The sequence below is a fragment of the Streptomyces sp. NPDC055287 genome (assembly GCF_053646035.1).
The window spans coordinates 403,938-423,907 of sequence record NZ_JBSHNE010000002.1; the positions used below are offsets into that span (position 1 = coordinate 403,938).

The 19,970-nt window shown below is 70.4% G+C and carries 20 protein-coding genes and 1 tRNA gene; 10 read left to right on the forward strand and 11 right to left on the reverse strand.

The features are described 5' to 3' along the window. Positions 1 to 121: 121 nt before the first annotated feature. From ACWIHY_RS05140 to ligD, 5 genes are all read right to left on the reverse strand, one after another. A complete protein-coding gene (locus tag ACWIHY_RS05140) occupies positions 122 to 1,462 on the reverse strand; it encodes an ATP-binding protein (RefSeq protein WP_454374216.1) in 1,341 nt (446 codons plus the stop codon). Beyond that, entirely contained in the window at positions 1,459 to 2,217 is a 759-nt protein-coding gene (locus ACWIHY_RS05145; RefSeq protein ID WP_454374217.1) for a hypothetical protein, read from the reverse strand. Before ACWIHY_RS05145 ends, ACWIHY_RS05140 begins: the two co-directional genes overlap by 4 nt. Before the next feature lie 94 nt (positions 2,218 to 2,311). Continuing rightward, positions 2,312 to 2,608, reverse strand: coding sequence for a zinc-ribbon domain-containing protein (locus ACWIHY_RS05150; RefSeq protein ID WP_454374218.1), 297 nt, complete (start codon positions 2,606 to 2,608; stop codon positions 2,312 to 2,314). A gap of 115 nt (positions 2,609 to 2,723) precedes the next feature. After that, positions 2,724 to 3,641, reverse strand: a complete 918-nt coding sequence (locus ACWIHY_RS05155; RefSeq protein WP_454374219.1) for an ATP-dependent DNA ligase — start codon at positions 3,639 to 3,641, stop codon at positions 2,724 to 2,726. Continuing rightward, entirely contained in the window at positions 3,638 to 4,531 is an 894-nt protein-coding gene (ligD, locus tag ACWIHY_RS05160; RefSeq protein ID WP_454374220.1) for a non-homologous end-joining DNA ligase, read from the reverse strand. The genes ACWIHY_RS05155 and ligD overlap by 4 nt, the downstream gene beginning before the upstream one ends. 52 nt (positions 4,532 to 4,583) lie before the next feature. Here ligD and ku point away from each other — a divergent pair, with 52 nt between their 5' ends. The 3 genes from ku (at position 4,584) to ACWIHY_RS05175 (ending at position 8,562) form a co-directional block, all read left to right on the forward strand. Continuing rightward, positions 4,584 to 5,666 carry a non-homologous end joining protein Ku gene (gene ku, locus ACWIHY_RS05165; protein WP_454374221.1) on the forward strand — a complete coding sequence of 361 codons (1,083 nt, stop codon included), beginning with the start codon at positions 4,584 to 4,586 and terminating at the stop codon, positions 5,664 to 5,666. A gap of 159 nt (positions 5,667 to 5,825) precedes the next feature. Next, positions 5,826 to 7,886 carry a phosphocholine-specific phospholipase C gene (locus ACWIHY_RS05170; protein WP_454374222.1) on the forward strand — a complete coding sequence of 687 codons (2,061 nt, stop codon included), beginning with the start codon at positions 5,826 to 5,828 and terminating at the stop codon, positions 7,884 to 7,886. Positions 7,887 to 7,989: 103 nt separating this feature from the next. After that, positions 7,990 to 8,562, forward strand: a complete 573-nt coding sequence (locus tag ACWIHY_RS05175) for a response regulator (RefSeq protein WP_454374223.1) — start codon at positions 7,990 to 7,992, stop codon at positions 8,560 to 8,562. An 85-nt stretch (positions 8,563 to 8,647) separates the two neighbouring features. On the opposite strand, the gene ACWIHY_RS05180 is transcribed toward ACWIHY_RS05175, so the two are convergent. The 5 genes from ACWIHY_RS05180 to ACWIHY_RS05200 all read right to left on the reverse strand — a co-directional run bounded on the left by ACWIHY_RS05180 (position 8,648) and on the right by ACWIHY_RS05200 (position 13,120). Next, positions 8,648 to 9,319 (reverse strand): HAD family hydrolase, encoded by a 672-nt coding sequence (locus ACWIHY_RS05180; protein WP_454374224.1) that lies wholly within the window; start codon positions 9,317 to 9,319, stop codon positions 8,648 to 8,650. Between the two features lie 266 nt (positions 9,320 to 9,585). Beyond that, on the reverse strand, positions 9,586 to 10,527 hold the full coding sequence (locus ACWIHY_RS05185) for a 3-oxoacyl-ACP synthase III family protein (RefSeq protein ID WP_454374225.1): 942 nt from the start codon (positions 10,525 to 10,527) through the stop codon (positions 9,586 to 9,588). Continuing rightward, positions 10,524 to 11,102, reverse strand: coding sequence for a DUF2165 family protein (locus tag ACWIHY_RS05190; RefSeq protein WP_454374227.1), 579 nt, complete (start codon positions 11,100 to 11,102; stop codon positions 10,524 to 10,526). The genes ACWIHY_RS05185 and ACWIHY_RS05190 overlap by 4 nt, the downstream gene beginning before the upstream one ends. Positions 11,103 to 11,183: 81 nt before the next feature. Next, on the reverse strand, positions 11,184 to 11,966 hold the full coding sequence (locus tag ACWIHY_RS05195; protein ID WP_454374228.1) for an AfsA-related hotdog domain-containing protein: 783 nt from the start codon (positions 11,964 to 11,966) through the stop codon (positions 11,184 to 11,186). A gap of 539 nt (positions 11,967 to 12,505) precedes the next feature. After that, positions 12,506 to 13,120 (reverse strand): TetR/AcrR family transcriptional regulator, encoded by a 615-nt coding sequence (locus tag ACWIHY_RS05200; RefSeq protein WP_454374229.1) that lies wholly within the window; start codon positions 13,118 to 13,120, stop codon positions 12,506 to 12,508. Between the two features lie 88 nt (positions 13,121 to 13,208). On the opposite strand from ACWIHY_RS05200, the gene ACWIHY_RS05205 reads away from it, so the two are divergent. The 4 genes from ACWIHY_RS05205 to ACWIHY_RS05220 all read left to right on the forward strand — a co-directional run bounded on the left by ACWIHY_RS05205 (position 13,209) and on the right by ACWIHY_RS05220 (position 16,234). Continuing rightward, complete coding sequence (locus ACWIHY_RS05205; RefSeq protein WP_454374230.1) at positions 13,209 to 14,492, forward strand: MFS transporter; 1,284 nt, start codon at positions 13,209 to 13,211, stop codon at positions 14,490 to 14,492. A 50-nt stretch (positions 14,493 to 14,542) separates the two neighbouring features. Continuing rightward, positions 14,543 to 15,316, forward strand: coding sequence for a hypothetical protein (locus ACWIHY_RS05210; RefSeq protein ID WP_454374231.1), 774 nt, complete (start codon positions 14,543 to 14,545; stop codon positions 15,314 to 15,316). Positions 15,317 to 15,348: 32 nt separating this feature from the next. Beyond that, the gene (locus tag ACWIHY_RS05215; protein WP_454374232.1) at positions 15,349 to 15,486 is read left to right on the forward strand and encodes a hypothetical protein; all 138 of its coding nucleotides are present in this window, start codon (positions 15,349 to 15,351) and stop codon (positions 15,484 to 15,486) included. Positions 15,487 to 15,937: 451 nt separating this feature from the next. Further along, a complete protein-coding gene (locus ACWIHY_RS05220) occupies positions 15,938 to 16,234 on the forward strand; it encodes a GYD domain-containing protein (protein WP_454374233.1) in 297 nt (98 codons plus the stop codon). 141 nt (positions 16,235 to 16,375) lie between these two features. Here the strand turns inward: ACWIHY_RS05220 and ACWIHY_RS05225 are convergent. Then, positions 16,376 to 16,447 (reverse strand) — tRNA-Arg (locus ACWIHY_RS05225). 204 nt (positions 16,448 to 16,651) lie between these two features. Between ACWIHY_RS05225 and ACWIHY_RS05230 the strand changes: the two genes are divergently transcribed. The 3 genes from ACWIHY_RS05230 (at position 16,652) to lysA (ending at position 19,878) form a co-directional block, all read left to right on the forward strand. Next, positions 16,652 to 17,140, forward strand: coding sequence for a response regulator (locus ACWIHY_RS05230; protein ID WP_454374234.1), 489 nt, complete (start codon positions 16,652 to 16,654; stop codon positions 17,138 to 17,140). A 145-nt stretch (positions 17,141 to 17,285) separates the two neighbouring features. After that, a complete protein-coding gene (gene nrtL, locus ACWIHY_RS05235) occupies positions 17,286 to 18,470 on the forward strand; it encodes an ArgS-related anticodon-binding protein NrtL (protein WP_454374235.1) in 1,185 nt (394 codons plus the stop codon). 16 nt (positions 18,471 to 18,486) lie between these two features. Then, entirely contained in the window at positions 18,487 to 19,878 is a 1,392-nt protein-coding gene (gene lysA, locus ACWIHY_RS05240; protein ID WP_454374236.1) for a diaminopimelate decarboxylase, read from the forward strand. Positions 19,879 to 19,970: the final 92 nt, after the last annotated feature.

The window sequence follows — 19,970 nt, forward strand, 5'->3', positions numbered from 1 at the left end:
CCTGACAGGGTGAGAGGCCTTCGCCGCGCGGCGAAGGGCGGCGAGGGATTCCGGTCAGTAACGAACCGGCCCTCGACTCGCCCGATTCACACTAATTTCGACACTCGCTGATCGCAATCCGTCACTCTGTGTGCAGGGGGCCGGGCCGGTTCTGCCTGTCGGGGGCCGCCGAGTCCGCCGGGGCGGTCGGATCCGCCGGGTCTTCGGCGATTTCGGGCAGCCTCAGCGTCGCGAGCGCCCCGCCGTCCGCCGCGTTCGTGAACGTGAGTTCCGCGCCGATGGCCGCCGCCTGGCCCACGGCGATCGTCAGGCCCAGACCGTGCCCCTTGGCTCCGGTGCGCGGCTCGGTCCTGAAGCGCTGCGGGCCGTGCTCGACGAGGTACTCGGGAAAGCCCTCGCCGTGATCGCGCACCGTCACCACGGGCCCGTCCACGGTCAGTACGACCGGTTCGAGGCCGTGCTGGTGGGCGTTGCCGATCAGGTTGCCCAGCACCCGCTCCAGCCGCCGCCGGTCGGTCTCCACGAAGGCGTCCCGTACGATCCGCACCTCCGTCGGCGTCCCGGGCCCGCGCACCGGACCGCGCGCCACGCGCTCGGCGAGCGGGCCGACGCGGTGCACGTCCGGGCTGATCTGCTCACTGCCCGCGTCGAGCCGGGAGATCTCCAGCAGATCCTCGGTCAGCAGCCGCATCGCCCGTACCCGGTCCTGGACGAGCTGCGTCGGCCGGCCGGGCGGCAGCAGTTCCGCGGCCGCGTGCAGGCCGGTCAGCGGGGTACGCAGTTCGTGGGCCACATCGGCGGTGAAACGCTGCTCGCTCTGCAGCTTCTTCTGCAGGGTGGAGGCCATCGCGTCCAGGGCGCCCGCGACGGTGGCCACTTCGTCCTGGGGTCGCGAACGAGATCTGGTACGCGGGTCGTTGACGCGGGCGTCGAGGTCGCCCGCGCTGATCCGGCGCGCCACACCGGCGGTCTGGTGCAGGCGGCGCGTCACGCGGGTGACGGCGAAGACGCCGACGACCAGCGTCGCGGAGATGGCGAGCAGGGACGAACCTACGATGGCCCGGTCCAGGCCCATGATCGTACCGGCGCCCTGGCTGTAGTCGATCTCGGCGGCCATGGCGCGCCGGTCGGCCGGCGCCGCCGCCCACATGGTGGGGTGGCCGTCGTGCTCGCTGACGAGCGTGCCGTGCCGGCCGGACAGGGCGAGGTCGCGCAGTGAGGCGGGCAGTCCCTCCGGGTCGACGCCGGTGTCCGGTGGCAGCGGATCGCCGGCCTCGTACGCCCGCGTGGCCTCCTCCAGTCGGGTGAGCGCCTTCTCGCGGGCCTGGTTGAGCGTCTGGTGCGTCACGGAGACGTGCACGAGCGCGCCGAGGAGCGCCGCGAGCGCGCAGCACATCACGGTGATGAAGGCCGCGGCCTTCCAGGTGAGGCGCGCGGTCCAGGCGGGCAGCTTGGGCCTCATGGGCGGCCGCCGGGTGCGGTGGCCGCCGCTGTGGGGGTGGGGACGGTCGTGTGCGAGTGGGACGGCAGTGTCTCGCCGCTCTCCTTGTCCACCCGCAGGATCTCGTCGCGGGTGGGGAGCATGGCGTGCTGGTGGTCGTCCCAGGACCAGGCTGTCCTGAACTCGTATCCCGGCAGGTTCGACGGCGCCCGGATGATCAGGTCGCGGCCCGCCAGTGCGACGCCGATCACGGCGTCGCTGGTGCCCATGACGCGGGTCAGCCGGCCCTTCTCGGCCAGGTAGCAGCGCACCGCGAGCTGCCCCTTCGGCATGGAGACGCCGATGATCAGTTCATCCTTGTCGTCGCCGGTGAGGTCCCGGTAGTACGCCTTGAGCACGGGGCACGACTTCGGTCGCGTGTCGCACTCCCGGAGCCGGCGGGCCGTCTCCTCGTACATGCCGTCGGGCCCGCTGAGGGCGTCGGGATGCGCGGCCTGCTCGGCCTGTGCGACCGCCACCGGCTGCACCTCCCGCACGTTGTCGCCCGGCACCTTGATCCCGCGGACCGTCTCCGTCTCGCCCTCGCCGTAGTCCACCGGAGGGACCGTGGCGGGCGGCCGGTCGGGCCACAGGCGGGTGGGGCCGATGGCCGTGGGCGTGGGCCCGGCGCTCTCGAGTTCGCCCGCGTCGGCGCAGCCGGACAGTGCCGGCAGTGCCGACAGCGCGGCGGCGGTCAGGAGCAGCAGTGCCGCGCGGGCGGGGCGGTGCGCGCTCAAGGCTCCCCTCTCAGCGGGGCCGAGGTCGTGCGGTCGTCCCGTAGACCTTATGTGCAGGAAAGTGGCATTTCTAGCGCTGTGCGGCAGGGGCGGCTCAGCGCTGATACGGATTCTGTCCGTGCTGGGGCGCCTGCAGGTGCGTCTGGCCGCCGCCCTGCGCCTGCGCGGCCTCCAGCTGCTCCGCCTGCTCCCTGCCCACCTGCTGCTCGGCGCCGCAGAAGGTGCACTGGGTCGTGTACTTCGTGGAGAACGGGAACAGCGGGACGAAGAACAGCGTGAACTTGCTGACGCGCTTCTTGAGCGTGTGTGCGGCGGGATTGCCGCAGTGCCCGCACACCAGGGTGAGTATGGCCAGTTGGTAGAGGTAGCTCTTGCTGCCAAAGATGATCATGGGATGGTCCCCTCCATGCCGTGCCGTGCCGTGATCAGCGCGTGCCCTGTTGTCGAGTCTGCACCAAGCGGGCCGGGAAGGAGCACCGCCCCCGCCGCCCGGGGCCGGGTCCCGCTCAGCGGTCGCCGTAGCGCAGGCGCTGGACCGTGGAGGTCGCGTGACGGCCGACATTCTGGCGTACCTCGGCCAGCAGGCCCGCGCCCACCCGCCGGTACGGCACGTCGCCGAGCCCGATCGCGACGATCCGCTCCTCGCCCTCGTCCGCCACCCCGACCAGGGCCTCCGCCGCCTGCGCCCGCACCGCCGGCCCCAGCGGGCTCGACAGCAGCGGGTCCGCGTCGCCCGGGAGCACCAGCACCAGCGCCCGGGGGTTCCGCGCCGGGCCCGTGTAGCCGACGACAGCCGCGTCACGCGTGTCCGAATGTCGCACCTTCACCCAGTACTTGGCGTCCCGGGGCCGGTAGCGCGACGCCAGGCCCTTGCACACCAGCCCCTCCACCCCCTGGTCCACCAGCGCCTCGTACCAGACCAGCGCCTGCTCGCGGTCGGTCGTCGCCAGTACCCGCTGCACCTGCGGACCCGCCTCCTCCAGCGCGGCGGTGAGCAGCTCCCACCGCTGCTCCAGCGGCAGTTCGCGTACGTCGCGGCCCGGCACGGCCAGGACGTCGAAGGCGACGTACGCCACCACGACCCCGTCCGCCACCCGTGCGGCGTGCGGCCGCATCAGCTGCACGAAGTCGAACGCCCCGCCCGCCCACGCGCACACCTCCCCGTCGAGCACGAGCCCCGCGGGCAGCGCGCCGATCGCGGCCGCGATGTCCGGGAAGTCGAGCGCCATGTTCCGCCCGGAGCGGGACTGGAGGACGGGCGCGGCCGCGCCCCGGCCGCCGCGCGCGAACGCCACGCACCGGAACCCGTCCAGCTTGATGCTGTACTGCACCCCGCCCGCCATCCCGTCTGCCGCCGGGATCTCCGCGGCCGCCCGGGGCCGCATGACGTCGACGGGCGGTACGACCGAGACCACGGCGTTCACCCCGCCGGCAGCGGATGGGCGTGGTCCGGATCGACCAGCGGGCCGAGCAGGTCGCCGTGCCGCTCCAGCCGTACGCCGATGTCCGCCGCCCGGAAGACGAGCCGCGCGGGCCCCGACCGCCCCTTCTCCACCTCGTCCCAGGTCACGGGCGCCGACACGGTCGGCTCCGTCCTCGCCCGGAGGGTGTACGGCGCCGCGGTCGTCTTCGCGGCGGCGTTCTGGCTGAAGTCGACGAAGACCTTCCCGGGGCGCAGCGCACGCGTCATCCGGTGCACGACCAGCTCCCCGAGGGCCTCCTGCGCCTCCAGCGCGAGCCCCTTCGCGTACGCCGACACCTCCGCGGAAGGGGTCGGCTCCAGCGCCGCCAGCAGATGCAGCCCCTTGGAGCCGGAGGTCTTCGCGTACGACTCGATGCCGTCCGCCGCCAGCCGCTCCCGCAGCCACAGCGCGACCTCGCAGCACTCGGCGACGCTCGCCGGCGCGCCGGGGTCTAGGTCGAGGACCAGCCGGTCGGCGATGCCGGGCTCGGGGTCGAGCCATTGCGGCGTATGGAACTCCACCACCAGGTTCGCCGCCCACATCAGCGTCGGCAGGTCCTGGATGACGACCTGCCGCGCCAGCTGGCCCTCGGTGCGCGACACCTCCACCGTCCGCACCCAGTCGGGCGTACCCTGCGGCGGATTCTTGGTGAAGAACAGCTGCCCGTCGGGACCGTCCGGATACCGCAGGAACGAGATGGGCCGGTCGCGCAGATGGGGGAGGAACGCCTCCGCGATCGTGGCGTAGTAGTGCAGCACCTCGCCCTTGGTGGTCCCGGTGGCGGGATAGAGGACCTTGTCCAGATTGCTGAGCGCCAGGCGCCGCCCCTCCACCTCTGTGATAGGCGACATACGATGAGAATCCCACGTATTCATCAATAAGTGCTTCTCAAGGGGGCGAAACGTGCGATCCATCTGGAACGGCGCCATCTCCTTCGGCCTGGTCAGCATCCCGATCAAGCTGGTGAACGCCACCGAGCACCACTCGATCTCGTTCCGCCAGATCCACACCGCCGACGGCGGCCGGATCCGCTACCGGAAGGTCTGCGAGCTCGACGGCGAGGAGATCCCGGCGTCCGAGATCGGCAAGGGGTACGAGGAACCGGGCGGCGGGATCATGCCGATCACGGACGACGACCTGGCCGCGCTCCCGCTGCCCACGGCCAAGACGATCGAGATCGTCGCCTTCGTGCCGGCGGACCGGATCGACCCCCTCCAGATGGACGCGGCGTACTACCTGTCCGCGAGCGGTGTGCCCGCCGCAAAGCCGTACGTCCTGCTGCGCGAGGCACTCAAGCGCAGCGACAAGGTGGCCGTCGCCAAGTTCGCGCTGCGCGGCCGTGAGCGGCTCGGCATGTTGCGCGTCGTGGACGACGCCATCGTGATGCACGGTCTGCTCTGGCCCGACGAGGTACGCGAACCCGAGGGCGTCGCACCGGAGACGAACGTGACGGTCCGCGACGCCGAACTCGACCTGGCCGACGCCCTGATGAACACCCTGGGGGACGTGGATCTCGAATCGCTCCACGACGACTACCGCGAGGCGGTCGAGGAGATGATCGCCGCCAAGGCCTCCGGTGGCGAGCTCCCGGTGGAGTCGGCGCCGACGGCGGGTGGCGGCCGGGTGATCGACCTGATGGCGGCGCTGGAGAAGAGCGTGCGGGCGGCGAAGGAGTCGCGCGGCGAGGGCGAGAGTGAGGGCGGGGGCGAAGCGGTCGCCGAGGTCACGCAGATGGCGAGGGGCAAGGACAGGGGCAAGGCGGCGGCGTCCGCCGCGGATGCGAAGAAGAGGCCGGCCGCGAAGAAGGCGACTGCGGCGAAGAAGGCGGCTGCGGCGAGGAAGACGGCGTCGCCGAAGAAGGGCGCGGAGACCAAGAAGACCACCTCGGCGCGGAAGCAGTCCGCCGGGGAGAAGCAGGCGCGGGCGTCCACGGCGAAGAAGGCCACCGCCAAGAAGGCGGCTCAGAGGAAGCGCACGTCAGCCTGACAGCGGACCGCCGTCAGCGTTCCTCCGCCCCCCGCACCCGCGTTGGCGACGTATACCGCGACTTTTCACAGTGCCGTCACCACCTCTTCCTTTCCAGCGGGTCCTCTTGGAACATTCTGATCGCTTCTGACTCCTCACACCCCAAGAGGCCCCACACTCATGCCAGAACTCAATAGGCGCCGCTTCCTCCAGATCGCCGGAGCGACCGCGGGCTTCGCAGCCCTGTCGAGCAGCATCGACCGAGCGGCCGCCATCCCCGCCAACCGCGTCTCCGGAACGATCCAGGACGTCGACCACATCGTCGTCCTGATGCAGGAGAATCGCTCCTTCGACCACTACTTCGGCGCGATGAAGGGCGTACGGGGCTTCGGAGACCCGCGCCCGGTGACGCTGCCCAGCGGGAAGCCGGTCTGGCACCAGGCGGACGCCAACAAGAAGGAGACACTGCCGTTCCACCCGACGGCCGACGACCTGGGCATGCAGTTCCTCCAGGGCCTGAACCACGACTGGGCGGGCGGCCACAAGGCGATCAACAAGGGCAAGTACGACCAGTGGGTGCCCGCGAAGACGCCGACGACGATGGCGTACCTGACGCGTGAGGACATCCCCTTCCACTACGCCCTCGCCGACAGGTTCACCGTCTGCGACGCGTACCACTGCTCGTTCATCGGAGCCACCGACCCGAACCGCTACTACATGTGGACGGGTCACACCGGCAACGACGGCGCAGGCGGCGGCCCCGTCCTCGGCAACGAGGAGTCGGGGTACGGCTGGACGACGTACCCGGAGCGGCTGGAGAAGGCCGGGGTGTCCTGGAAGATCTACCAGGACACCGGGGACGGCCTGGACGCCGCCGGTCACTGGGGCTGGATAAGCGACGCCTACCGGGGCAACTACGGCGACAACTCGCTCCTCTACTTCAACCAGTACCGCAACGCCAAGCCCGGCGACCCGCTGTACGACAAGGCCCGCACCGGAACCAGCGTCAAGAACGGGGACGGCTACTTCGACGACCTCAAGGCCGACGTGCAGGCCGGCAACCTCCCGCAGATCTCCTGGATCGCGGCTCCGGAAGCCTTCACCGAGCACTCCAACTTCCCCTCGAACTACGGCGCCTGGTACATCGCCCAGGTGCTGGACGCGCTGACGTCCAACCCCGAGGTGTGGAGCAGGACGGCCCTGTTCATCACGTACGACGAGAACGACGGCTTCTTCGACCACGTCGTGCCGCCGTACCCGCCGGCCTCCGCCGCGCAGGGCAAGTCCACCGTCGACACCGCCACCGAGCTCTACGCGGGCGGCACGTCGTACGCGGCGGGCAACTACGGCCTCGGCCCGCGCGTCCCGATGCTCGTCGTCTCCCCCTGGAGCACCGGCGGTTACGTCTGCTCCGAGGTCTTCGACCACACCTCGATCATCCGGTTCATGGAACGCCGCTTCGGTGTGAACGAGCCCAACATCTCCCCGTGGCGGCGCGCCATCTGCGGCGACCTCACCTCGGCCTTCGACTTCGCCGCTCCCGACGCGCAGCCCGCCGAGCTGCCCGACACCGCCGCGTACGAGCCGCCGGACCACGAGCGCCACCCCGACTACCGGCCCACCCCGCCCGCCGTCGGCAGCCTGCCCAAGCAGGAGCCGGGCGCGCGCCCGGCCCGTGCGCTGCCGTACGCCCCGTACGTGGACGGCGCAGTCAATACCGGCGACGGCCGGATCGCCCTGACCTTCAGCCCGGGCGCGGCGGCCGGGGCGCAGTTCTACGTCACGTCGGCCAACCGCACCGACGCCCCGTGGACGTACACCGCCGAGGCCGGCAAGAAGATCTCCGACACCTGGAACTCGGCGTACTCCAAGGGCACCCACCACCTCACGGTCCACGGCCCGAACGGCTTCCTGCGCGCCTTCAAGAGCCCCGACAGGACCGCGTGCCCCGAGGCGACGGCCCGCCACAACGCGACCACCGGAAACCTCGACCTGACGCTGACCAACCCCACAGGCAAGGACGCTCACCTCACCGTCGCCAACGCCTACGGCGGCCGGCCGCAGACGTTCACGGTGCGCGCGGGCGCCACGGTGACGCACACGGTGGACCTGCGCGCCACCAAGCGCTGGTACGACGTGTCCGTCGTCTCCGACACGAACACCACCTTCCTGCGCCGTTTCGCGGGCCATGTGGAAACCGGCGCGTCCGGCGTGAGCGACCCGGCCACCCGCACCGCCTGACGGAGACCGAGGGTAGGGCCGGCCATACCCCAGCCCTCCGTCTGGTGGGCTGGGTACGGCCCGCCCCGGCTTCTACGGTGGGGGCCATGCGACCGATCAACGCGTGGCAGGCCCTCGCCCGGCCCGGCTACCTGCGGACGCGCTGCTGGCGGCGGTCGCCGACCACACCCCGGACATCGTGGTCACCGACGTACGGATGCCGCCGGGCTTCCAGGACGAGGGCCTGCACGCGGCCGTGAAGCTCCGCGAGGCGCAGCCGTCGCCGCCGGTCCTGGTGCTCAGTCAGTACGTCCAGCGCACGTACGCCTCCGAGCTGCTCGACTCCGGCGACGGCACCGGCATCGGCTACTTGCTCAAGGACCGGGTCGGCCAGGTCGAGGAGTTCGCGACGGCCCTTCAGGAGGTCGCCGTCGGCGGCACGGTCGTCGACCCGGAGGTGGTGCGCCAGCTCCTGCGCCGCCGCCGCGACCCCCTGGAGCGCCTGACACCCCGCGAACGCGAGGTGCCGGCGCTGGTGGCGGAGGGCAGGTCCAACGCGGCGGTCGCCCGTCAACTGGTGGTGTCCGAGGCGGCGGTGGGCAAGCGCATCGGCAGCATCCTCGCCAAACTGGACCTGCCGCCGGCCGACGAAACGCACCGCCGGGTGCTGGCGGTGCTCACGTTCCTGCGCTCCTGATCGCCGGCAGGGCCTTCACCGCGGGCCGTGCCGGCCGCGCCTGCTGTATCTGCTGCACCGTCTGACCGACGAGCGGCTGTAGCGGCTATACCGGTCGGAGAGCGGCCGTACGGCGCTCGGCGATGTACGCAATCATCGCGGGATCGTTGCCCACGGCCACAGGGTGGCCCACGCAGTCGAGCATCGGCAGGTCGGACGCGTGGTCGCCGTACCCGTAGCAGTCCGCCGGATCGATCCACGGGCGCGCCTCCAGCAGCTCGCGCACGGCGTCCGCCTTCGCGGCTCCGATCATCGGCTTCTCGACCTCGCCCGTGTAGCGGCCGCCGCTGACCAGGGGACGGGTGCACAGCAGGTGATGGGCCCCGACCTCCTCCGTCACGGGAGTGAGTACGGCCGCGAACGACCCGGAGACCAGGACGATCTCCGCCCCCGCGGCCCGGTGCGCGCGCAGGGCTTCACGCGTGCTCTCGATGAAGAGTCCGGCCGCGTTCCGTTCGGCGTACCAGCGGGCCCCGAGATCGTGGGTCTCCGCGACGGAATCGCCGGCGAACAGGGAGTAGTACTGCCGGTTGATCTCCTCGCGCGGGACGCCCTCGTCCGCCTTCTGCTGGAGCTCGGCCCGGATGCGGGCGTACTCGGTGGCGCCGTACGGGCCGTGCTCGGCCACCAGCTGGAACCTCAGGAACTCGAACATGCTCTTGCAGTTGATGAGGGTCTCGTCCACGTCGGCGAAGACCAGGTACGGGGGAGTGGGCATCGCCGCACTCTCCTTTCACATGGAATAAATTTACTGTTGCAACGTTTGCTGTGGTCCGTTTGCTGTGGTCCGAGCTGGGGCCCGGGCCGCGGCACGACGCGAAGGCGTGTCCGCGATCCGGGACCCGGGCGTAAAGCGGTGTCGCCGAAGGTTTCGAGAAAGCGTTCAATGCTTGTCCGCGCACCGTAGCCGCGCTCGAAGAAAAGGTTTGTCGACCTGTCTTCGAAAAGGCGGTAAGCATTCATTCTTTCGCTACTTTCGCTCGATCAGCGCCGCATGAGCGCCGCGCCGGTGGCCATGCCCCCGCCGAAGGCGAGCAGCAGGACCAACTCGCCCTCGGGGATGGCGTCCTGGCGCAATGCGTGGTCCAGGGTGATCGGCACCGAGGCCGACGCCGTGTTTCCGTAGCGGTCGATGGTGCGATGGACCGTGACGTCCTCGGCGAGCCCCAGCGACGGCACGAGCGCGTCGAGCATCACGCCGTTCGCCTGGTGCGCGACAAGATGGCGTACCTGCCGACCGTCCACATCGTGGTCGGCGAGGAAGCCCTTGACCGCGAGGGGGACTTCGGACATCACGAAGTCGCGCACTCCGCCGCCGTCCATGCGGAAGGCGTCGCCGGGCTCCATGTGGATCAGGTGCCCCAGCTGACCGTGGCTGCGCAGCTGGGTCGCGAGGACCGCCCCGCGCCCGCTGTCCGGGTCCGGGCCGATGACGGCCGCGCCGGCGCCGTCGCCGAACAGGACCACCGTGCGGTGGTCGGTCCGGTCCAGGATGCGCGAGTAGATGTCGGCCCCGATGACCAGGGCGTACCTGCCGGCGTCACCGGTGGCGAGCATGCCGCGGGCGGTGGCCAGCGCGAACAGGAAGCCCGTGCACACACCGTTGACGTCGAGCGCGGCCGCTCCGGTCGCACCGAGCGCTGCCTGCACCGCGGTCGCGGTGGGCGGCTGCGGCCGGTCGGGCGTCGAGGTGGCCAGCACGATGAGGCCGAGTTGCTCGGGCTCGATGCCGGCCCGCTCGAGGGCCTGACGCCCGGCCGCGACGGCGGCGTCCGCGGTGGTCGTGCCCGGGTCGGCCCAGCGGCGCTCGACGACCCCCGTCTTGCGGGTGATCCACTCGCTCGGACCGCCCGTCTGCGCGACGCTCTCCGCGTTGGTCACCACCCGCTCGGGCACCCAGGCCCCGGTGCTGATCAGTGCGGTCATCGCGACTGCTCCTGCTCCAGGGCGCGCGAGGCGACGGGCATCAGATTGGTGAGCAGCGCGACCAGGGTTCCGATCATCAGCAGGGTGAAGTGCACCTGCTGTACAGGGCCGAGGTGCAGCCAGTACCCGAAGTACAGCCCGCTGATGAGGAAGCCGGCGAAGAGCAGCAGGAACGGCACGAGGGAGTGGTTGACCTGGCGTACGTACGCGAAGAGGCCGAGCGAGGGGGAGCGCAGCACGCGTATGCCGGTGGCGACCGCCCGCCACATCATGGCGACCGTGCCGAGCTGGTAGACGATCACGGCGATGAGCGCCGGGGCGGCGAGGCTGTTGGGCAGCGCACGCGCCTCAAGGCCGTTGCCGCGGACCGGGTCGTCGACGAGTGCCTTCATGTTCATGGTGGCCTGGAGCAGCGCCTTGTTCGTACCGAAGTCGGTGATGTTGTTGATCGCGATGAGCGTCAGCCAGGCGGTGACGCCGGCCAGTAGCACCACGGTGAGCAGGAGCAGTCCGCTGCGGCTGTGCGCCGGGGCGGTGCTCTGCTCTTCGCTTCGTCTGAGGGTGGTCGAACTCATGGTGGACTTCCGTTCTTCGGGGCCGTGCGGGTCGGGCGGGCAGGCCGTGCGGGTCGGGCCGTGATGGTCCGGCCGTGCCTGTCAGGCCGTGCGGGCGGCGGCCGGCTCGGGCGCCGCGCCGTTGAGTACGTTCGCCACCGCGGTGGCGGCCAGGCGGTGTTCCTTGGGGCCGAGGCGGTCGGCGTCGTACGCGGTGAACTTGATGCGGGAGTGCGCCGCGCGGCTGCCCGCCTGGTGCAGTTCCAGGTCGACGGTGAACTTCAGGCGCGCCGGGTCGCTGGTCTCGGACTCGACGACCGTGCAGGTGATGTCCGCGTCGAGCGGGAACAGGAAGCTGTCGAAGCTGATGTCCATGCCGTGCCAGATGTAGTAGTGGCGGAGTTCCGGCCACTGCGCGGCGACGAACTTCTCGCAGAAGGCGATGAACATCTGGCGGAACGCCTCGATGGCGACCATGCCCTGGACGTGCTCACCGGTCTGGTGGTCGAGCAGCAGCTCGTTGTCGGAGTGCAGCCGGAGCGTGGCGCGGTAGGTGTCCTCGCCCTGCTGCTGGAGACCGGCGAGCAGGACGTTGACCTCGCGGTTCTTGTGCGCTTCGGCCCGCGGTACTACGACGGGGCTGTTGGGCTGGGTGAGGATCTTGCGGGACAGGCCGGCTCTCTCGAGCGCGGTCCGTACGTACTCGCGGTCGAAGTCGTCGACGCCCTGCCCCTCCCAGAGCAGGAGCGGGGTCGCGAGATCGTCGTACACGCCGGAGGTCACGGCGGACACGAAGCCGCTGACGGTGCGTACGGCCTCGTGCTTGGCGAAGGAGCTGAAGCGGTCCCCGACGATGCAGACGCTTTTCAGAAGGTGCTCGGACATGGGTCCTCCGAAGGATTCGGGTGATTCCGGCCGTGCGGATGCGTTGCGGCACGGCACGGCCGGCGCACGAAGGTGAGCAGAGGGTGATGAAGGTGATCAGGGTGATGAGGAGTTGGCCGCGCGAGATCGTGGGCGCGTCAATGGGCCCGTACGTGCGTCGGCCTGGGAACTCGCCGGTCTTTCCGGACTCGCCGAAATCGCGAGTAAACGGAGTGGTCAACTCCGATTACTGCGCGGCGAGTTCGTGCCGGAGAGAGATGATGTGTACGATTTGAGAGGTCACCGGCGGTCTATGACCACAGCGAGGGTCTATGACCTGGGCGGGCGGTGAATCAACGCGCCAATACGTCGGTGACGGCAACACTCAGTACACAAGAAATACATATTTCCCCCCGGCGATATGCTTACGCGTTCCCCCGCCGCGAGGCCATTTCCTTCAGCCCCGCGACAGGTTGAACACTGCCAAACATCTAGTTGGTTGACAACCTCCCTCAGGGTGACCCACGCCACACGCTTTGCGAATGCTAGTAAGTTGGTTGCTACTTCACCGATTCTGAGGCGGCTCTGCTTCCGCCCGGCGCCTGCTCGCGGCCCGCGCCGCTGACCGCCACCCGCCCGGCCAGCTCGACCACGCACGCGCGGACGACCGACCCCAAGTCCCCTTCCTCGACGCGCGATCCGACGATGAGGCGCGTCAGCTGGGGTACGGCGCTAGGCCAGGCGGCCAGTCCGATCAGCGACAGCAGCATCACGGCGGCCTCCGGTCCCGACGCGATGCCCAGCCGGTCGGCCAGCGCGTCCACCTTCAGCGCGTAACGCTCCGCGCGGTCCTTCTCGCCGGAGACCGCCGGCTCGCGCTGGTGCAGGGCCTCCCACAGGAGCAGCCGCAGCAGCTCCGGCCGCTCGCGGTGGAAGTCGTACACCGAACCCACCCACTGCGCGACGTCGTCGCCGGGCTTGCCCACGGCTTCGGTGAGCTCGTCCATGGCGGCGCCGACCGTGGCCGCGAACAGGCCCTCCTTGCTGCCGAAGTGGCCGTAGACCCGCTCCTTGTTGACCCCGGCGAGCTCGGCGATGCGGTCGACCCGGGCCCCCGCCACGCCCAGGGCTGCGAACTCCTGGCGAGCCGCCCCCAAAAGCTTCTGCTTCGTCACTGCTGTGTCTCTAGCCATGGGCCCAGATTACCCAACCAAGTAGTTGGGACTCGTTGACATCCAACTGGTTGGTTGGTTTTATGTCGCCATGACCACCGACTCGACCGTCACGCCTGCGGCGAAGCCGCTCCGCGAGACCAAGCCGGCCAGGGCCACGCCCTCGCCCCGACCCGAGCCCGCATCCGGTGCCGCACCCGGTGCAGCGCCCGAGCCCGCGTCCTTCGTGAGGACCGTGCCGGCCCTGTGCGCGGTGGGCGTCCTGATCGTCGGCCAGCTCTACACCGTCCTGCCCGTCCTCGGCCTGCTCGCCGACTCGTGGTCCACGACCGCGGCCGCCGCGGGCTGGACCACGACCGCCTTCGGTTTCGGGTACGCCGCCGGATTCCTCTTCTCCGGCCCGCTCTCGGACCGCTTCGGACGCCGGAAGCTGATCGTCCTCGGCCTGTTCCTCACCGCGCTCACCACGGCCGCCGTCGCCGCCGCGCCGAACCTGGCGGTGGGCTGCACCATCCGCGTCGTACAGGGACTGAGCGCGGCCACCTTCGCGCCGCCCGCCTTCGCGTACATCGCCGAGCGCATCGAACCGAGCCGACGCGTGGCCGCCATGACCTGGCTGACCAGCTCGTTCCTCTCCGCGGGCGTGCTCGGCCAGGTGTACTCGCAGTCGGTCGCCGACGCGGCCGGCTGGCGGACGGTCTTCCTCATCTGCGCGCTCGGCATGATCGGCGGCGCCCTGCTGCTGCGCGCCGTGCTGGACGAGGACCGAATCTCGGCCACCGGCTCCTCCCTCGACGCCTACCGGGCGATGGCGCGACTCCTCACCAAGCCGTCCCTCGCCCTTCTCCTCCTGACCACGGTCACGCTGCTGTGCGGCTTCGTCGCGGTGTACACGGGCCTGCAGGTGGCCGGCCCCGACAGCCTCGCCGGCAACCCGGACACGATGCTCCTGCTGCGCGCCAGTTCGCTCCCCGCCATGGTTCTCGTGCCGCTGGTCACGCCGTTCCTCGTACGGCTGCCGGCCGTGAACCGGGTGGTCGGCGCACTGCTGCTCGCCGCCGTGGTGAGCGCGGGATCGGCGCTGCTCTCGAGCGGGGGCGACATCAACGTCGTACTGCTGGCCGCGCTGCTGTTCGTCTTCGTCTTCGGAATCTCGGTGACGGCGCCCGCGCTGGTCGAGGCCATCGGCTCCCAGGCGGGTCCGGCGCGGGGCGCGGCGGTCGCCCTCTACACCTTCGCCCTGTTCATCGGCGCCAGCGTGGGACCGCAGCTCGCGACGGCCGCGGGTGACTACTCGACCGTGTTCACGGTGATCGCCGGGGTGCTGGGCACGGGCGCGCTGCTGGCCGCCCTGGGCCACCGCGTACGCCGCTGACCCCCTGATCCGCACCACCAGGCGCATTTCACGGAAGGAGCGATCAAGCCATGCGATACCGCATCCTCACGGCGGCTCTGGCCCTCGGCGGAGCCTGCGTACTCGGCACGGCGGTGCTGGTGACGGCCGACGACAGCGACCCGAGCCCGGCAGCCGCCACTCCCACCACCACCTACTCGACCGCCCCGAAGGAGAAGAACGTGAAGCCGGTAGCCAAGGGCAGCGACAAGGCCAAGGCCGCCACGAAGCAGTCGCAGGCGGCCCTGGAACAGGCGGGCCTCTCGATCCCGGCGGGCTGGCACCCGGCCCAGATCCGCGACGAGTACCACGAGGACCGGTCCGTCACCGTGGTCCGCTACGAGCAGGACACCACCCGCGAACTCGGCGGCGAGCACATCACCACCGTCGTCGACGCGAAGGGCACGCTGTACGGCTACACGCGGATGACGGTGGCCGGCGCCAGGACGCCGGTCCCCGCCGAGGACAAGGCGCAGGAGACGGCGTTCAACTGGCTGAAGGGTTTCGCTCCGGACCACGCGGACGGCCTGTCGGTCCAGTGGGTGGACAAGCACGACGAAGAGATCCGCGACAAGGCGGGCGCCGCACACACGGTCTCCGGCGCCAAGGTGAAGACCCACCACAAGAACGGCCTGTACACCTGGATGATCGTCGACGGGAACGGCGAGATCGTCACGTACGAACGGGACATCCGGTGGGACGGGGCGGCGAACCGGCGCGCCACCCAGATGTGGCTGCACGACAAGTGGATCGCGGCGCGCGAAGGCAGTGGCCCCCAGCCGGCCGCTCCCTACGCCGCGGCCTGAAGCCCAGTCCCCACCACCCGAAAGGCGAAGCCATGACCACGACCACCACCACGCCCTCGCAGACGGGCCCCTCCACCACCGGACCGCACTGCTACTGCGGCTGCGAGACAGCGCTCTGGTCCATGCCGGAAGACGCGGCGGACCACTGGCAGTGCACGGGCACCCGGTAACCGCCCACCCCAACACCCCCGGCGGACAGGCACGCTGACCACAGACGGCCAGGCGAACCAGACCCCCCAGACCTGGGTGGCACACCCCTTCGCATCCCTCCCCACCACGGGGTTGCGGGGAGCCCCACCCACCCGAGCTGGGCGCCGCCCCTCCCCCGGGCGACCCCCAGAACCCGGCCCCGGCCGGCCTTCAACCCCCCGCAAGGCCAGGCCGGGGCCGGCTCATACCCCCACGGCACCCGAAGACCCCGCCCTCACCAAAACAACGCTGAGGGCGGGGTCTTCGGCGTACCTCCTGCGCGTCAGCCACGCGTACAACGCGTGCTGGAGGGAGTGCGGTCGCTGGCCGCTGGCATCACTCGTCTGGTGCGCTTCATGTGCGCATTACGCGGACGATGTCCAGAATCGACCCACGATGTGTTGCGTCTTCTTCCATAAGGGGTGAAAGGCCATGCCGACGTATGTCACGTTGCTGAACTGGACCGATCAGGGGATCCGAGGCTACAAGGACACCCCGCAGCGTGCCGAGGCCTTCGCCGCAGCGGCACAGAAGCTCGGGGCGAAGCTCCTGAACATCTACTGGACCGTCGGTTCGTACGACCTCGTGGCCGTCGTGGAGGCGCCCGACGACGAGACCGCCACGGCGATACTCCTGCAGGTCGGCGGGTTGGGCAACGTCCGTACCACGACCCTGCGGGCCTTCGGCCGGGAGGAGATGGACCGCATCATCGCCAAGGCCACTGGCTGAGGACGCCCCTCAACCCGTCCACGAAGAGTCCACAGGGCTCGTCATAACGGCTACTTCGGGTGGCTTACGGCTGCGCATACGCGAAGACCCCGTTCTCAGCGAAAGTGCTGATGGCGGGGTCTTTGGGCACTTCCTGCGAAGTGCCCCCGGCAGGATTCGAACCTGCGCACACGGCTCCGGAGGCCGTTGCTCTATCCCCTGAGCTACGGGGGCGTACCGCCGTGGTTAAGCGGCGACGGGTTGAACACTACCAGCTCCGGGCGGGTGTCCATGAACAGGTTTTGTGAGCCCGGGTGCGGTGCCGCACCAGGTCCGTCGGGTGAGCGGCCGTGCCTCGCGCGCCGCGTGCTCAGTCGGGTTGGCCGCCCTCGGGACGTAAGACGTGGCGGCCGTCGTCGTCGCCGTCCCCCTCCCGGGGTGGAAGTCGGCAAAAGCCGGACGCGGTGGTGGGGGGCGACCTACTCTCGAGTTGTGCCAGGCGTGTCCGGCCGCGTGCTTGTTGTGGACGACAACAAGGTCATCCGGCAGCTGATCAGGGTCAACCTCGAGCTGGAGGGCTTCGAGGTGGTGACCGCGGCCGACGGTGCCGAGGCACTGGACATCGTTCACCGGGTCTGCCCCGATGTCGTGACGCTGGACGTCGTCATGCCGCGACTCGACGGGCTGCTTACGGCCGCCCGCCTCCGGGACGATCCCCGCACCAGTCATCTGCCCCTCGCGATCATCAGTGCCTGCACCCAGCACGAGGTGGAGAGCGGCCTCGCCGCAGGCGTCGACGCCTTCCTCTCCAAGCCCTTCGAGCCCACCGAGCTGGTCAAGCTCGTACGGCAGTTGATGCACCAGGAGGGCCCGCCGTCCGCCGACGGCAGACATGAAGCCGGGCGGGCGGGGCGTACGGTCGGCTGAGCCCCGGGCCATGCCCCAGGCCCGCCACCGGCCCCCCGCCCCGGCGCCCTGCCTCCGGTGGCCGAGGTGAGTCAGTGCCGCCTGTAGTGCCCGCATAGCGAAACCGGTTCGCGTTGCGACCCCCCTCCTCCCATACGCTTGTCCCGTGACCCCCGCAGAGCTCTCCCGTTCCGTGCTGCGCGCCGTGCGTCGCGCCGTGGACGAGGACGTGCTGCGGGCGCCGGTGCCGGAGCGCGCAGTCGTCGAGCGGCCGCGGCCCGGCGGCCGTGGCGACTACGCCACCAGCGTCGCCCTCAAGCTCGCCGGCCCCGCCGGCCGCCCCGCCCGCGAGGTCGCCGAGATCCTCCGCGCCCGGCTCCTCGACGAGAGAGCGATCGTCGACGTCGAGGTCACCGGGCCCGGATTCCTGAATTTCACACTGGCGCAGGACGCGCAGGCCTCCGTTGTACGAACCGTCCTCGCCCAGGGGCACAGGTACGGGCACGGAGACGCGCTCACGGGCGACCTCGTCCGGGTCGGGCGCGGGCCCCTCGCCGACGCCGTCGCCCGTCTGGCGCACGCGATGGGTGGGAGCGTCGTTCGTGCGGGAGTCACGGGAGTCACGGGAGTCACGGGAGTCGCCGGAGTCACGGTTGTGACAGGAGCCGCCGGAATGGCGGAAGCGCCGGACATGAGCGACGACGCGGACGACGCGGACGACGCCGACGACGCGCGCCATGCCCCCCTTGTCGCCCGCCTCGGGCACGACGCCGCCACCTGGTGGCTGATCTGGCCCACCGCCACCCCCGCCCCCGAAGGCCTCCTCGTGCAGCGCGAGGCCAACCCCCTCTTCCGGGTCCGGTACGCCCACGCCCGCGCCCGTGCCCTCGTGCGCAACGCCTCCCGGCTCGGCTTCGCGCCGGAGTGGGTCGAGGGAGACAAGGGCGACGAAGGACGTCAGCGACGCGAGGGATGCCAGGGATGCGAGGGATGCCAGGGATGCGAGGGACGCCAGCGACGCGAGGGATGCGAGGGACGTCAGCGACGCGAGGGACACGACGGTGCCGCGGGACACGAGCGGCATGACGCCGTCCTGCCGCGCCTCCTCGCCGACTACCCCGCCGTGCTCGAAGCCGCCGCCCGCCATCGCGCGCCCGACCGGCTCGCCCGGCACCTGGACATGGTCGCGGAGGGCTTCTTCCGCTTCCACGACACACACCCCGTCCTGCCTCTCGGCGACGAGAAACCCTCGGTCGCCCACCGTTCCCGGCTGGCCCTCGCCGAGGCCACCGCAACGGTGCTCGCCGGCGGCCTGTCCTTGCTCGGCATCAGCGCACCCGAACATCTGTGAGAGAGACAGAAGGACCATGAGCCGTTCCGCACACCCCGCCGGGCCCCGTCACGCCGATGTCTACCCCGAGGGCCACTACACCGCTCCGGCCGCCGACCTCAACCTTCTCGACGAGAAGGTCTGGGCGCGGACCGTCCGGCGGGACGACGCCGGTGTCGTCACTGTCGGCGGCATCGAAGTGAGCCGCCTGGCAGAGGAGTTCGGCACCCCCGCCTACTTCCTCGACGAGACCGACTTCCGCGCCCGCTGCCGGGCCTGGGCCGACGCGTTCGGGCCGGACGCCGACGTGTTCTACGCCGGCAAGGCGTTCCTGTCCCGGGCCGTCGTCCGCTGGCTGCGGGAGGAAGGGCTCAACCTCGACGTCTGCTCCGGTGGGGAGCTGACCACCGCGCTCGACGCCGGCATGCCCGCCGAGCGCATCGCCTTCCACGGCAACAACAAGTCGGTCGAGGAGATCGAAAGGGCCGTACGCCTCGGCGTCGGGCGGATCGTCCTCGACTCCTTCCAGGAGATCGTCCGCGTCGCCCACATCGCGCAGAGCATGGGCAAGCGGCAGCGCGTTCAGATTCGCGTGACCGTAGGGGTAGAGGCCCACACGCACGAGTTCATCGCCACCGCCCACGAGGACCAGAAGTTCGGGATCGCGCTCGCGGACGGACAGGCCGCGGAAGCGGTACGACGGGCCCTGCGGCTCGACGGGCTCGAGCTCATCGGCATCCACTCGCACATCGGCTCGCAGATCTTCGACATGGCCGGCTTCGAGGTGTCCGCGCGGCGCGTGGTGCAGCTGCTCGCCGAGGTACGTGACGAGCACGGCGTCGAGCTGCCCGAGATCGACCTCGGCGGCGGCCTCGGCATCGCGTACACCTCCGAGGACGACCCGAGCGAGCCACACGAGATCGCCAAGGCGCTCACCGAGATCGTCACCCGCGAGTGCGAGTCCGCCGGGCTCACCACGCCCCGTATCTCCGTCGAGCCCGGACGCGCCATCGTCGGCCCCACGGCCTTCACGCTCTACGAGGTCGGCACGATCAAGCCGCTGGAGGGTCTGCGGACGTACGTGAGCGTGGACGGCGGCATGTCGGACAACATCCGCACCGCCCTGTACGACGCCGAGTACAGCGTGGCGCTCGTGTCGCGGACCTCGGACGCCGAGCCGATGCTCGTCCGCGTCGTCGGCAAGCACTGCGAGAGCGGTGACATCGTGGTGCGCGACGCCTTCCTGCCCGCCGACCTGGCGCCCGGTGACCTCATCGCCGTGCCCGCGACCGGCGCTTACTGCCGCTCCATGGCCAGCAACTACAACCACTCGCTGCGCCCGCCCGTCGTGGCCGTGAATGATGGTGAGGCACGCGTGATTGTCCGGCGGGAGACGGAGGAAGATCTCCTGCGTCTCGATGTCGGCTGATGAAATAGACGTCTCGCAATCTGGACCGGGGGCAGAAACTCCCGTCCGGTGAGTGAGACTGGTTCACACTCAAGCAAGAAAGAAACGAGGTC

Bases quoted from the DNA above. Each gene is read 5' to 3' on its own strand.
- ACWIHY_RS05140 (WP_454374216.1), bottom strand. From the start codon at position 1,462: ATGAGGCCCAAGCTGCCCGCCTGGACCGCGCGCCTCACCTGGAAGGCC.
- ACWIHY_RS05150 (WP_454374218.1), bottom strand. From the start codon at position 2,608: ATGATCATCTTTGGCAGCAAGAGCTACCTCTACCAACTGGCCATACTC.
- ligD (WP_454374220.1), bottom strand. From the start codon at position 4,531: ATGTCGCCTATCACAGAGGTGGAGGGGCGGCGCCTGGCGCTCAGCAAT.
- ACWIHY_RS05170 (WP_454374222.1), top strand. From the start codon at position 5,826: ATGCCAGAACTCAATAGGCGCCGCTTCCTCCAGATCGCCGGAGCGACC.
- ACWIHY_RS05180 (WP_454374224.1), bottom strand. From the start codon at position 9,319: ATGCCCACTCCCCCGTACCTGGTCTTCGCCGACGTGGACGAGACCCTC.
- ACWIHY_RS05185 (WP_454374225.1), bottom strand. From the start codon at position 10,527: ATGACCGCACTGATCAGCACCGGGGCCTGGGTGCCCGAGCGGGTGGTG.
- ACWIHY_RS05190 (WP_454374227.1), bottom strand. From the start codon at position 11,102: ATGAGTTCGACCACCCTCAGACGAAGCGAAGAGCAGAGCACCGCCCCG.
- ACWIHY_RS05195 (WP_454374228.1), bottom strand. From the start codon at position 11,966: ATGTCCGAGCACCTTCTGAAAAGCGTCTGCATCGTCGGGGACCGCTTC.
- ACWIHY_RS05205 (WP_454374230.1), top strand. From the start codon at position 13,209: ATGACCACCGACTCGACCGTCACGCCTGCGGCGAAGCCGCTCCGCGAG.
- ACWIHY_RS05210 (WP_454374231.1), top strand. From the start codon at position 14,543: ATGCGATACCGCATCCTCACGGCGGCTCTGGCCCTCGGCGGAGCCTGC.
- ACWIHY_RS05215 (WP_454374232.1), top strand. From the start codon at position 15,349: ATGACCACGACCACCACCACGCCCTCGCAGACGGGCCCCTCCACCACC.
- ACWIHY_RS05220 (WP_454374233.1), top strand. From the start codon at position 15,938: ATGCCGACGTATGTCACGTTGCTGAACTGGACCGATCAGGGGATCCGA.
- lysA (WP_454374236.1), top strand. From the start codon at position 18,487: ATGAGCCGTTCCGCACACCCCGCCGGGCCCCGTCACGCCGATGTCTAC.